This window comes from Geosporobacter ferrireducens (assembly GCF_001750685.1).
Lineage (GTDB): Bacteria > Bacillota > Clostridia > Peptostreptococcales > Thermotaleaceae > Geosporobacter > Geosporobacter ferrireducens.
Map to the genome: position 1 here is coordinate 3648370 of NZ_CP017269.1, position 13655 is coordinate 3662024.

15 protein-coding genes are annotated in these 13655 nt (G+C 37.5%); 14 read left to right on the plus strand and 1 reads right to left on the minus strand.

The genetic code is table 11. From position 1 onward, the window contains the following. Positions 1-46: 46 nt before the first annotated feature. Together Gferi_RS29500 and Gferi_RS17050 are read left to right on the plus strand one after the other, a co-directional pair. Positions 47-199 (plus strand): DegV family protein, encoded by a 153-nt coding sequence (locus tag Gferi_RS29500; protein WP_408607511.1) that lies wholly within the window; start codon positions 47-49, stop codon positions 197-199. A 238-nt stretch (positions 200-437) separates the two neighbouring features. Beyond that, positions 438-1244 carry a CsxC family protein gene (locus tag Gferi_RS17050; protein ID WP_236932619.1) on the plus strand — a complete coding sequence of 269 codons (807 nt, stop codon included), beginning with the start codon at positions 438-440 and terminating at the stop codon, positions 1242-1244. Between the two features lie 274 nt (positions 1245-1518). Here Gferi_RS17050 and Gferi_RS17055 read toward each other — a convergent pair whose 3' ends face one another. Further along, positions 1519-2034 carry a ferritin gene (locus Gferi_RS17055; RefSeq protein WP_069978586.1) on the minus strand — a complete coding sequence of 172 codons (516 nt, stop codon included), beginning with the start codon at positions 2032-2034 and terminating at the stop codon, positions 1519-1521. Positions 2035-2288: 254 nt separating this feature from the next. On the opposite strand from Gferi_RS17055, the gene Gferi_RS17060 reads away from it, so the two are divergent. From Gferi_RS17060 to Gferi_RS17115, 12 genes are all read left to right on the plus strand, one after another. After that, positions 2289-2816, plus strand: a complete 528-nt coding sequence (locus tag Gferi_RS17060; protein ID WP_069978588.1) for a type 1 glutamine amidotransferase domain-containing protein — start codon at positions 2289-2291, stop codon at positions 2814-2816. A 150-nt stretch (positions 2817-2966) separates the two neighbouring features. After that, a complete protein-coding gene (locus Gferi_RS17065; protein WP_330389355.1) occupies positions 2967-4256 on the plus strand; it encodes a 4Fe-4S dicluster domain-containing protein in 1290 nt (429 codons plus the stop codon). 100 nt (positions 4257-4356) lie between these two features. Then, positions 4357-5178, plus strand: a complete 822-nt coding sequence (locus Gferi_RS17070) for a Nif3-like dinuclear metal center hexameric protein (protein ID WP_069978590.1) — start codon at positions 4357-4359, stop codon at positions 5176-5178. Between the two features lie 289 nt (positions 5179-5467). Next, a complete protein-coding gene (locus Gferi_RS17075; RefSeq protein ID WP_083273614.1) occupies positions 5468-7135 on the plus strand; it encodes a sensor histidine kinase in 1668 nt (555 codons plus the stop codon). Between the two features lies 1 nt (position 7136). After that, positions 7137-7583: a response regulator gene (locus Gferi_RS17080; RefSeq protein ID WP_069978592.1), complete on the plus strand. Its 447-nt coding sequence runs from the start codon at positions 7137-7139 to the stop codon at positions 7581-7583. A gap of 4 nt (positions 7584-7587) precedes the next feature. Further along, positions 7588-8487, plus strand: a complete 900-nt coding sequence (locus tag Gferi_RS17085) for a GGDEF domain-containing response regulator (protein ID WP_069978594.1) — start codon at positions 7588-7590, stop codon at positions 8485-8487. Positions 8488-8729: 242 nt separating this feature from the next. Then, positions 8730-10796, plus strand: coding sequence for an elongation factor G (gene fusA / locus Gferi_RS17090; RefSeq protein WP_069978596.1), 2067 nt, complete (start codon positions 8730-8732; stop codon positions 10794-10796). Between the two features lie 53 nt (positions 10797-10849). Next, positions 10850-11083 (plus strand): hypothetical protein, encoded by a 234-nt coding sequence (locus Gferi_RS17095; RefSeq protein ID WP_069978598.1) that lies wholly within the window; start codon positions 10850-10852, stop codon positions 11081-11083. A 96-nt stretch (positions 11084-11179) separates the two neighbouring features. Next, positions 11180-11419 (plus strand): hypothetical protein, encoded by a 240-nt coding sequence (locus Gferi_RS17100; RefSeq protein ID WP_069978600.1) that lies wholly within the window; start codon positions 11180-11182, stop codon positions 11417-11419. Between the two features lie 188 nt (positions 11420-11607). After that, positions 11608-12063: a CtsR family transcriptional regulator gene (locus Gferi_RS17105; RefSeq protein ID WP_069978602.1), complete on the plus strand. Its 456-nt coding sequence runs from the start codon at positions 11608-11610 to the stop codon at positions 12061-12063. Between the two features lie 16 nt (positions 12064-12079). Further along, positions 12080-12592 (plus strand): UvrB/UvrC motif-containing protein, encoded by a 513-nt coding sequence (locus Gferi_RS17110; RefSeq protein WP_069978604.1) that lies wholly within the window; start codon positions 12080-12082, stop codon positions 12590-12592. 12 nt (positions 12593-12604) lie between these two features. Then, positions 12605-13639, plus strand: a complete 1035-nt coding sequence (locus Gferi_RS17115) for a protein arginine kinase (RefSeq protein WP_069978606.1) — start codon at positions 12605-12607, stop codon at positions 13637-13639. Positions 13640-13655 lie beyond the last annotated feature (16 nt).

Consider the following 13655-nt stretch of genomic DNA (forward strand, 5'->3'; position numbering starts at 1 on the left):
CCTTATAAAAGCAAAAAAATCTTTAAAATATAAGGAATTAATCAATATTTGCCATACATTAAATGAAGATGAAGCAAATGAATTAAAGAAAATAATAGAAGAAAAATTTAGAAATGCATGGGTAACCGTAGATGAATTAGGCCCGGTGGTTGGGACCCACTTAGGACCAAAGGCAATTGGAATTTGTTTTAAATGGTAAGATGTAAAATTGATTCAAGAAAAAGGGCAGTGCTTTGTTGCATTGCTCTTTTTCTTGAAATTTCAAGGAATAGATAAAAATCTATTGCTCATTAGAACGAAATGCAGAAAAGATAATAAAAAATTTAATTAAAATTAGGTAGCATATTTAGGACAGGATGAATATCCTGTACTAGGACAACAAGGATAGTCCAAGAAAAATCAGATCTCTATAATATAATGAAGGAGGAATATAGAATATGCCATGGAACAAATATAACATGCCAAAGGTCGGAGTACCATCCGATGGAAAATCATTAGTAAAATCTGCTTGTGCAAAGGTTATTGGAGGAACTGCACCAGATTGTGGGAACATCCCAGTAGCTATTACACCCCTTGCAACGGGTGCAGTTGCAAAAATACCCGTTGTACTAGCAGAATTAACGGTACAGATCAATGTGAATTCTATTATTACTTTACCGGAACCTGCCATTGAGATTAAGGATATCAAAAAGCACTTGAAGATCACCCAATGCCTCTTAATACAAGACACAAACATGTTGTTCATTAAAGGATTCATCAGAAAGAATATCCAATATGCTACAGCAAAATGCTCAACGAATGAAGGAATTTGCGGAGATATCAAACATTGTACCGTGGATGCACCTTTCAGCTGTACGACTCCGGTAATCTTTAATGGAATTGATCCGCTGCCAATTGTACCAAGCGAAGCAACAGAATTCCGCTACTTTAGAAAACAAGACCTCAAAGGGCCAGACTTTGCAGAAAAGGATCATCTGCTGTCTTCCGATTTGTCTGAGTTTAACCAAATCAGCACAGAATACTTCAATGAACTTCCTTTCTGTGAACTGATCAGCAGCAGAATCGTTGAATTTGATGAATTACTCAATCGAACTCAACCAATCAAAGGGGAATTCCCATTTGAAGAAAAATGTTTCAAAAAAATAGAAGAAAAAGCAGTTGTATATTTGACACTTAAGATATTGCAAAAACGACAAGTTGCTGTACCAGCGCTCGATGGTCTTAGAGACGATGACTATTGCTAGGCCTTCTAAGAATTAATCATAAAAAATTAGAATAGCTATTGAAAAAATCATCAAAAAAGGATGTCTTTAAATAAAGACACCCTTTTTTATATAAGTAGGAAAGTTTTACTTTTCTATTATATAAAAAATAGGGGTTGTAGGGGATGAAATCCCCTGCCGTACTAAGGAGGGTGCTCAGACTGCGATAGCAGTCGTCGAAGGGAACCTAGGGTTCCCTAGCGAAAGCGTCGTAGACGCTCTTTTTACTATAGTAAAGCTTATGTTAGGAGAAGGATTACTGATTGGTATCAGTTGGCGGAGTAAATACTCTTTGAGCCAATTCTGCATCCAGCATATATAATGCATTGGTGTCATTGCCAATTCTCTCTAGTTTTTTGATGATGCTGTTAAAAGTAGATTCTTCTTCCACCTGTTCGTCGATGAACCATTTTAAAAAGCTAATGGTTGCATGCTCCCGTTCATCCATAGCTATATCCATAAGGCCGTAGATCCGTTTTGTTACAAATTGCTCGTGAACATAGCCTCTTTGAAAAGCATCCAGCATGGAACGATAGTCATTATCAGGCTGGTCTAGTGCTGCAATCTTTACTCTTCCATTTCGTTCTATAATATAGTCAAAAAATTTCATCGCATGGAATTTTTCTTCCTCAGCTTGTACTCTAAAGAAGTTGGAAAAGCCATTCAAGTCTTCCGAGGCGCAGTAGGCGGCCATCGCCAAATAAAAGTTAGAAGAAAAAAGTTCATATTTTACTTGATCATTTAATTCTGAAAATAACTTTTTGCTAATCATCTAGTTTCCTCCTCATAGTCATTTCATCTTGAACAAAGAAATTCGATATTGTCTATTGATAGCTTTTTCTTTCTATAGAAAGAAATATAGTAGGAAGATTAGAGAAATATGTATCTTTGTTGTTTTTATTAGTATTGTACCCAGATATAACTTTTAAAAAACAATTTTTCAGTTTGGTGGAAGGAAAAGGGTGGTATAATGAGAATGAATAGATTAAGAGTTATGAATATTTAAAAAATATGGAGGGGTAAGCGATGAAGGCATTAAGAAATAAAAAAATTGTTGCCTTGGTAGAATCTGAATTTGAAGACTTAGAGCTGTGGTATCCACTGCTGTACCTAAGGGAAGAAGGTGCTCAAGTAGACGTGGTAGGGCCAAAAGCTAAAGAAAAATACATAGGAAAGTATGGTGTTCCTGTGTTTTCAGCCTTTGCCTTTAAAGATATTCATATTGCTGATTATGATGCCATTTTAGTTCCAGGAGGATGGGCGCCGGATAAATTAAGAAGATATCCGGAGGTATTAGAAATGATTCGCTATATGGATGAAAATCGCAAACCTATAGGACAGATTTGTCATGCAGGATGGGTACTCATTTCGGCAAAAATATTAGAAGGAAGAAAAGTAACCAGTACGCCAGGCATCCGTGATGATATGGAAAATGCCGGAGCTATCTGGTTGGATGAAGCTGTTGTGGTTGATGAACATATTATTTCAAGCCGTAGACCTCCGGATCTAGGGGCCTATGTAAAAGCCTTTGCGTCGGTATTAACAGATAAATAATTCTAATCCGATTGACTCCATACAAATAATTTAACCGTATGGGGTTTTCTTTTTATAAAATTTTAAAGGTTGTCTTATGATTCCTAGAAATTATGAATATACTACAATAGAAAAAAATTTCATATGTCAGTAAAATATTAGGGGGTGAGAATGACAATGGCCCATCATACGATTAAGTCCGGATACCGACGGTTATCCGAACGATTAAATCGATTTCCGCAAGGGGCGCCGCCTACAGCATTACTGTTCCAGATTTTGAAAATGCTGTTTAGTGAAAGTGAGGCTCACTTGGTTGCGCAGCTGCCAATCAAGCCATTTACAGTAGAAAAGGCTGCAAAGATCTGGAATATGAAGCCAATGGAAGCAAAGAAGATATTGGACGAATTGTCCAGTAGAGCAATTCTTTTGGATATGGAAAGCAATGGAAGGCAAGTATATATTCTGCCTCCGCCGATGGCTGGTTTTTTTGAGTTTTCTATGATGCGTTTTCGTGGAGATATAGATCAGAAGCTTTTAGGAGAATTATTTTATCAATATCTTAATGTAGAAGAGGATTTTATCAAAGATTTATTACTGCACGGAGAAACGCAGTTGGGGAGAGTATTTGTACAAGAAAGAGTTTTATCCAGTGAGAATGCTCTTCATGTAATGGATTATGAAAGAGCCAGTGAGGTAATAAAAGGAGCGAAGCATATTGGAATCGGCATATGTTATTGTAGACATAAGATGCAGCATGTGGGTAAAGCCTGCAATGCACCGATGGAGATCTGCATGACCTTTCATGGTACTGCAGCATCTCTTATTAAGCATGGATATGCTAAACCTGTAGATGAAGTAGAGGGGCTGAGACTCTTGGAGAAAGCATGGGAGCATAATCTCGTGCAATTCGGCGAAAATGTGAGAGAAAAAGTAAATTTCATCTGCAACTGCTGCAGCTGCTGTTGTGAAGCCATGATAGCTGCAAAGAAGTTCGGGGTATTGCAGCCCATCCACACCACTAATTTTCTCCCCGTAGTGAACGTGGATCAATGTAAAGGCTGTGGAAAATGTGTGGCGGTTTGTCCTGTAGAAGCTGCTACTATAGTAAAGAACAATGACTTACAAAATACTATCCATAGAAAGGTGAAAATTGATGAAAGTATTTGCCTAGGCTGCGGTCTATGCCTTCGAAATTGCCCTGTAAAAGCCTTGTCATTACAATCAAGAAACCAAAGGATTATTACACCGGTTAATTCTACGCATCGGGCAGTCCTTATGGCGATTGAAAGAGGAAAGCTGCATCATCTTATTTTTGATAATAAGGCGTATATGAGCCATAGGGCTATGGCCGCTATTCTAGGGGTTATTCTAAGATTGCCGCCAGTAAAGCAGGCGATGGCCAGTCAGCAAATGAAATCCCATTATCTTGACCGATTGATTGGTCGCCTCTGCCGGAATTAGACCATGTTTTTTTGTTTCGCACTACGAAATAGATTGTATGAAAAAGAAAAAAAATATACAATATACATAGAAAAAGTCTTATACATAAAGGGTGAAGCATATGAATACGAAGGAAATTATGGACATAGCCTTGGAATTGTCAGACCTAAAAGAGATTCCATGGGATTCTGGAATTGTGGTTCAAGGAGATAATATTAAAAAAGTATTGTTTGGCGTGGATATGGAAACACAAGAGCTCTTATTGGGAAAAGAATTAGGTGTAGACCTGGTAATTAGTCATCATCCTCATACCGGTGAGCAAGAAATCCATTTTCATAAGGTATTGGAAGTTCAAATCGATAAAATGATATCCTATGGGATTCCCATCAATAAAGCGCAAAAAGCATTGAGAAAAAAGGTTAACAGCCTTGAGCGAAATGCCCATGTGAAAAACTATGACCGGATTCAATCTGCAGCAAAGTTATTAAAAATGCCCTATATGAACATCCACTTGCCTGCTGACAGGATTACTGAAAAGTATGTTCAGAATTACATTGATCAAGTGCTCCACAATAACCCGAAGGCAACTTTAAAAGATGTTATAAATACTCTTATGCAAATCAGAGAGTATCAAAGTACACCGGCAGGTCCCGTGATTCGCGTAGGTGGAAGTGATGACTATGCCGGTAAAGTAGCGGTACTAATGGCAGGTGGAACCAATGGGGGGACGGATGTTTTTAAAGCATATTTTGAAGCGGGAGTAGGTACTATTATTTGCATGCATATACCTGATGATGTCCGTGAAGAAGTGGAGAAGCAAAATATTGGAAATGTAATTGTAGCAGGACATATGGCAAGCGACTCTATTGGTTTGAACATATTGATTAAAGAATTAAGAAATAGAGGATTAGAAGTGATCACAATGTCAGGTATTATTGAATAAAAACGATTTTTGATAAAAAAATACGCCCATTAAATTAAACAGCGATCAAAATGGCTGATGTGAAAGCCAATTTGACCGCTGTTTAATTTTTCCAATCAATACGTGCCTGGACCCATAATAGAATACACAGCTCATTTTAAAATGCCATATGAATAAATTCATAGAAAAGAGAAAAGTAATAAATGAAGGAAAAAGTCGAAATATGTCGAATAAATAATTGAGAAATTATGCTGATGAGAAAATTGCCGGTAATATTATAGGGTGTAGCTTTCTTAAGAGGAGCGATATTTTGAAGAAAAATATGGATAGAATTAAAAAAGCTTTAGGATTACAGACATTGAATGGACAGCTTCGGTTTTGGGGCTGCTTTATGATTGCAGTGCTAAGTTGTATTGCAATCATTTCATTTTTCTACATTGGCTTTCAGCACGAAAAAGTCTCTCTCGTAGCGGACCTTGAGGTAGATACGGAAATACTCCGCAGTGTATTAGATAGCAAAAGGATGGAAACTTCTTACGTAGATTATCGAGAAACCGAAGCATATCGTAATTATCACCGGACCAAACATGGAAAGTGGGACATCATTAATAAAATCGCCAAAAATATTCTTCTGCATAGATTTTACAAGCAGCTGTTTTTCTGGGGAACTACGCTCATCATTGTATTTCTTTTGCTGATACTCCTCATCTTGAGATTAAGTAAAAAAATAGAGGTACCCATTCAATATGTTCTACAGGGTACGGAGATTATTCAGTCAGGCGACTATGATTTTAAAATCGAAGAAAATGTTATTGCTTCTGCTCCCATAGAACTGCGCGCTCTTTGCAAAGCATTTAATGAAATGTCCAGCACGATAAGTGATAATATGCAGCAGCTGCTAAATAGTGAAGAAAGATACAGGGCACTTTTTCATTTAAATCCCGATGCTGTTTATACCATCGACTGTGAAGGGAATTTTCAAGACCTTAATCAGATTTGCGGAAAGGCTGGCGGATATCAAAGAGAAGAGATGCTTTTTAGATCTTTTTTAGATTTTGTTTCCCCGGAAGACCGAGATAAGGCTCAATATCATCATGAAAGAGCTCTGTGCGGAGAATCTCAAAATTATGAATTGGCCATCCTTGGCAAAGACGGCAGAAAGATTTATTTTAATATTACCAATATCCCTGTCATTATGAATGGACAAGTTACAGGAATACATGGGATTGCTAAAAACATTACACAGCAAAAGCTTGCAGAACTTGAACTAAAAGAAACAACGAAAAAACTTGAGCAGTCGAATAAAGACCTTCAAGAATTTGCATATGTAGCATCCCATGATCTTCAGGAGCCTTTGCGAATGGTAAGCAGTTATTTGCAGCTTTTAGAGCGAAGGTACAAGGGACGTTTAGATCAGGATGCTGATGAGTTTATTCATTTTGCTGTAGATGGAGCAAAAAGGATGCAAAAGCTTATCAATGATCTTTTGACATATTCACGGGTGAATACAAAAGAGGAAAAGTTTGCTATGATCAGCTCCCAAAACATGCTCCAAAAGGTGTTAGATAATTTATCCATATATATCCATGAAAGGAATGCCAAAGTTACCTATGATTCACTTCCGGAAATCTATGGGGATGAAACACAGATGATTCAACTACTGCAAAATCTAATTAGCAATGGAATAAAATTCAACAGTCATGATAAACCAAAGATAAATATTTCAGCCATGAAAAGAAAAGCGTATTGGGTCTTTCGTATAGAGGATAATGGTATAGGTATACCTTATCATCACCAAAAAAGAATTTTTTCTATTTTTCAAAGACTCCATACAAGGGAGGAATATGAAGGCACAGGTATCGGGTTATCCATATGTAAGAAAATTGTAGAGCGGCATGGAGGTCAAATCTGGCTAGAATCAGAAGTTAATGAGGGGACAACTTTCTATTTTTCAATACCGGCTATAGGGGGAAATTAAAATGCAAAGAAAAATACCGGGAGAACCCTTTCAAATACTTCTAGTAGAAGATAATCCCGGTGATATTAGACTAATTATGGAAGTTATGAAAGAAGCTAAGATCAGCAATCGGATTTGTGTTATACGAGATGGTGAAGAGGCGGTCAACTATCTTCGCATTCAGAGTGCGCTAGTCTATGGGACATTACCGGATTTAATTCTATTAGACTGGAATCTGCCTAAAAAAAGTGGATATGAAGTACTGCAGGAAATTAAAGAAGATATCGTGCTGCGGCATATTCCAGTAATCATACTGACCTCTTCTCAAACAGAAGAAGACATTTATAACGCTTATCATATGCATGCAAATTGTTATATATCTAAACCTTTAGAGCTTGATCAATTCATTCGGATGGTAAAGGCGATTGAAGAATTCTGGATGACTGCTGTAAAATTACCAAGGAGGTGAGAAAATGTGTCAATATAACCGTTTAATTAAACTACTGTTGGTGGAAGACAATCATGGGGATGCCAGACTTATTACAGAAATATTAAAGGAAGTATCCGATATAAAATTTGCAATAACCCATGTGCGGCGTCTAGAGGATGCCTGTAAGATTCTAAGAGAAGAAAATCTAGACATAGCGTTGGTGGATTTAGGGCTGCCTGATTCACAAGGCTATGAAACTTTTTTGAAAATCAAACAACAAAGCGATGAAATACCAATTATACTTCTTACTGGATTGAGCTGTGAGGACATGGCTATCCGGGCAGTTCAAGAAGGTGCCCAAGATTATCTTTACAAAGAGGAAGTTACAAAGGAAATATTGATTCGATCCATCCAGTACGCTATTGAGAGGCAGCAGCTTCTAAAAAAGCTGCAAATACAATCTAGCATTGATGAACTAACGGGGTTATATAATCGACGCGGTTTTTTAGATCTCGCTGCAAGGGAACGAAAGGCGGCAGTGCGTACAAACCAAGTTATGCTATTAATTTATATAGATTTAGATGGCTTAAAGCAAGTTAATGATACCTTCGGGCATCATGAAGGGGATCGGGCAATTATCGATACCGCTGCAATTTTGAAAAATACCTTTAGAGAATCCGATATTATTGCTCGGATTGGAGGCGATGAATTTGTGGTGATTGCCTTGTGTAAAGAAGTAAAGGCTATGGAAACAATCACAGAGCGCCTGCATCTTATGGTAGAAAAGCATAACCATTTAAAGAACCGGCCTTACAAATTATCCGCAAGCATTGGTGTTGCCATGCATTGTGCGAATCAGCCTCGAACGATAGAGGAGTTACTGAGAATAGCTGATGAAAATATGTATAGAGATAAGAAAAATATTTACAATATAATCTCATAAAAAAGTATATATATATAAAGTCCATGAAAAATTGATTTTTTATGGACTTTATATGTATATTGGAATTTGTTTATGGAATAATATAGAAAAATAGTTAAACATTAGACAACTATATAAAATAAAAAATATTACATTCGGATAACAAAATATAAAAACTAAAAGGAATTTTCTGAATAGTATAGAATATTATAGATATAGTTGTCCAATTATGACAAGAAATATTGAAGCGAGGGGGATCTTAAATGAAGGAATATCAAAGCGACAAAATACGGAATGTAGCATTAGTAGGACATGGAGGCTGCGGGAAGACGATATTAACGGAATCCATGCTATTTACCACGAAAGTTACAAACAGACTCGGAAAAGTCGAGGATGGAAACACTGTATCAGATTTTGATAAGGAAGAAATCGCCCGTAAGATTTCAATTGGTACCTCTTTGATTCCTATTGAGTGGAAAGATTGCAAGTATAATATACTTGATACTCCTGGATACTTCGACTTCATCGGTGAGGTACAAAGTGCATTACGGGTTGCCGACGGAGCTGTAATTGTCATGGATGCATCTTCTGGAATAGAAGTTGGAACAGAAAAGGTTTGGAAATACACTATTGATAGAAAGATGCCTAAATTTATATTTATTAACAAGATGGATAAGGAAAACGTTAATTTTGATAAATTATTGAATGATTTGCGGGAAAAATTTGGAAAAGGCATTGCGCCTTTCGCTATTCCTTTGGGAGATGCAAACAGCTTTAAAGGGATTGTTAATGTAGTAGATATGATAGCAAGGATATATGATGGAAAAGACTGTACAGACCAGCCTGTACCGGAAGATATGATGGACAGTGTTTCTGCAGTACGTGAAATGTTAATGGAATCCGTGGCAGAAAGTGACGAAATGCTAATGGAAAAATATTTTGGCGGTGAGGAGTTTACTACGGAAGAAATCCACGAAGGCCTTCGAAAAGGTGTGCTGGGCGGAGATATTGTACCAGTATTGCTAGGTTCTGGTATAAATAATATTGGTATTCACACTTTGATGAATATGATTAATGACTATATGCCTTCTCCAGGGGATATTAAAGTGGTAGAAGGGGTTCATGTAAGAGAAAATAAACCGGTACAAAAGACCATCGATGAGAAGGAGCCTTTCTCAGCCTATGTATTTAAAACCATCGTAGACCCATATGTAGGAAAGATTTCACTATTGAAAATATGCTCCGGGAAGCTGACCTCCGATATGGAAATATATAATCCAGATAAAGATGAAATGGAAAAGGTAGGGAACCTCTTCCTACTTAGAGGCAAGAACCAAATCAATGTAAGCAAAGTTGTTGCTGGAGATATTGCAGCGATTGCTAAACTGCAGTATGCATCAACGGGAGATACGCTGTGCGATAAGAGCAATTCAGTAAGATACGATAAAGTTGCTTTTGCAGAACCAACGCTTTTCATGGCAGTAGAGCCGAAAGCTAAAGGGGATGAGGAGAAAATTGGAGTAGGATTAAACCGCTTGACGGAAGAGGATCCTACCTTTGTTGTAATTCGAAATGCGGAAACGAAGCAGACGCTTATTGGTGGACAGGGAGATATGCACATCAATGTTATTACCAATAAACTGAAGCATAAGTTTGGTGTAGATGTTCAACTGGCAGAGCAGAGAATCCCTTATCGCGAAACCATCAAAGGAAAAGCGGATGTACAAGGGAAGCATAAAAAGCAATCCGGAGGACACGGACAATATGGGGATGTTAAGATCAGGTTTGAGCCTGCCGACGAGGACTTTGTATTTACAGAGGAGATTTTTGGCGGTTCTGTACCTAGACAATACATTCCTGCTGTTGAAAAAGGGTTGCGTGAGTGTTTGGAATCAGGTGTTTTAGCGGGGTATCCTGTTGTGAATATGAAAGCAATACTCTATGATGGATCTTACCATGATGTAGACTCTTCGGAAATGGCCTTCAAAGTTGCTGCTTCCCTAGCTTTTAAGAAAGGGATGGAAATGGCTAAACCGGTACTACTGGAGCCAGTTATGAAGGTGGAAATCGTAGCGCCGGAAGACTATATGGGAGATATCATGGGAGATATGAACAAACGCCGCGGTAGAATTCTAGGAATGGAGCCGCTGGGCGACGGTTCACAAAAAGTCATTGCAGAAGCACCTCAGGCAGAACTTTTTAAATATGCAACGGATTTACGATCAATGACACAAGCAAGAGGAAGCTTTACCATGAGATTTGAAAGGTATGATGAAATGCCTCAGCACCTGAGTCAAAAGGTTATTGATGCAGCAAAATCAGAGAAATAATCAGACGGAGCTTCGGCTCCGTTTCTGTTTGAATGATATGGGGGTAGGTTGAAATGAAAGTTTCTTTTATTTTTCAAATGGGTCCGCTGATTAAAAAAGAGCATATACGGGAAATGTATTTGAGTGAAGATGAATTATATGGACTGTTCAACTGCAGCAAGGTGGAGTATCCGATTCGGGTAGGAGATAGTGTACGATTGACAAAGGCTGTTGTAGAAGAATCTGTCTTTAGCCTCAAAGAAGATGAACCGGTACTGCAAGTACTGTTAAAGGAAATTGATTACTAGAGAGTCCACGGGACTCTTTTTAAATTGAAAGATATAGGCATAATATATTAGGGATTACAGAAAATAAGTAAGAAAAAGATAGAAGGAGGGTTTTGAATGTCAGATCACTATATACATTTAGAAGAAGAATTAGGTCTGAGTGCCAATGACAGATTGATGGATGTTATGCAGTCGGTAGGCGCGGATGATGAACTCATTATTACGATTGACAAATATGATGATGATCAATCAGATTACCTTTTTGCAATACTTGAGAAAAATGGATTTGAAGTGCTAACGAAAGGCAGTCATGACGGCAAGGAGTATCATATTATCGCGCATAAAAAAAGAAGCTAAACAAAGCCAATCCTATGATTGGCTGTTTTTAAAAGTGGTAAAAATATAAAATAAATCTATAAATTGAATAAAAAGAAAGTGAAAACTGAAGAAAATTCCAAAAAAATACTAAAAATTGACCTTGAAATTCTAAGATCATTTGTTTAAAATATAAGAAGATCAAAGAAAGTCAAAACGAGGTGGTAGAGATGTCTCGAATTACTGACATCATTGAAGGCTTTATTAAGGAACTTTTGGAAGAGGCTAATAATCAGGCTATTGAAATTCAAAGGAATGAGTTGGCCAACTATTTTAATTGTGCTCCTTCTCAGATCAATTATGTATTGACTACCAGGTTTACACTGGATAAAGGATACGTGATTGAAAGTCGTAGAGGTGGAGGCGGCTATATTAAAATTATTCAATTAAATATAGATAAAAATCAATTGCTTCGAATGCTTTTAGAAGAAACAAATGAAGCAATTAGTATGATGCGCGCTGCGGCTATGATTGGCATGCTCAAGGAAAAGGGATTTATCAATGACCGAGAGGCACGAATCATGGCAGCAGCTCTCAGTGACCGAAGCATCAACGTACCGATGAATATCAAGGATACGGTAAGAGCAGGAATATTAAAAAATATTTTAATGGTTTTATTTAATTAGGCTGGGAGGGAATAAAATGTTGTGTGAAAGCTGCAACAAACGGAATGCCACAGTCCATGTAACAAAAATCCTTAATGGAAACAAAACAGAACTGCATCTTTGTGAACAATGTGCAAAACAAAGTGAGGAGATGGCATTTGATGCATCCTTTACAATAAATAATTTCTTAACTGGTCTGCTGGATTCGATACAAGATTCTCCTATAAAAGTGGATTATATTAAGACCACAAAGTGCGATCATTGCGGGATGACTTATGGTAAGTTTAAACAGTTAGGGAGATTAGGCTGTGGGCAATGTTATAATGCTTTTCATGAAAAATTGCTGGAATTGATTAAGAGAGTCCAAGGAAATGAAGTGCATTCGGGAAAAATGCCAAAGCGGTCAGGCGGTGTTATTCGACTTAAGAAAGAAATTAAGAAACTAAAGCTTCAACTAGATGAAGTGATTCGTAAGGAAGAATTTGAAAAAGCGGCAGTGTTACGAGACAAAATACGTGAATTGGAAAGTCAGATTCCAGATGTGGTGTAGGGAGGTGGGAACATGACAAAATGGATGGAACAATTGGGACCTGATGGAGATATTATTATTAGCAGCAGAATTCGCTTAGCAAGAAATTTACAAGAATATCCATTTCCAGTGGCACTCACAAAAGGAAAAAGCAAGGAAATTATTAAAAAGATTAGTGCTGTGATTTTAGAAGGCAACACGGTTCTAAAGCATGACTTTCAATTATTGGAGATGGAAAATCAGCCGATGATGGAAAGACAAGTATTGATGGAAAAACACTTAATTAGCCCTAGCCTGATGGAAAACTTTGAAAAGAGTGCAGTGCTTTTAAACAAGGATGAATCTGTTAGCATTATGATTAATGAAGAGGATCATATTCGAATTCAATGTCTCTTGCCGGGGCTTCAATTAACGGAAGCCTGGGATACTGCAGATAAGTTGGACGATGTATTGGAGGAGAGTCTATATTATGCCTTTGATGAGCAACTAGGCTATTTAACTTCTTGTCCAACCAATGTTGGAACGGGTATTCGCGCATCCGTCATGGTGCATCTGCCTGCCCTCACGATGACAGGATATATTAATCGTGTACTTCAGGCAGCAAATCAAATCGGTTTAGCTGTAAGGGGATTATATGGTGAGGGAACAGAATCTGTAGGTAATGTTTTTCAGGTCTCGAATCAGATTACCTTAGGGAGAGGTGAGGAAGAAATTATTTCTAACCTCAAGGATGTTATGCGGCAGATTGTTCAAAAAGAAAGAGATGCCCGAAGCACACTACTAAATAGCAATAGATTGGGCCTAGAAGATAAAATTTACCGATCTTATGGGATCTTATCTAATGCGAGAATTTTAACTTCTCAGGAATGTATGAAACTCTTGTCAGATTTGAGATTAGGAATTGATCTGGAAGTTTTAAAGGATATACAGCTGGAAGAAGTAAATCAGTTAATGGTAATGACCCAGCCTGCCTGTCTCCAAAAATCTGCAGAGAAGAGTTTAAGTACCCATGAAAGAGACGTTCGTAGGGCTTCAATCGTTAGACAAAAATTAGGCAGCCTTGGATAAAAATAAAATGCCTTGC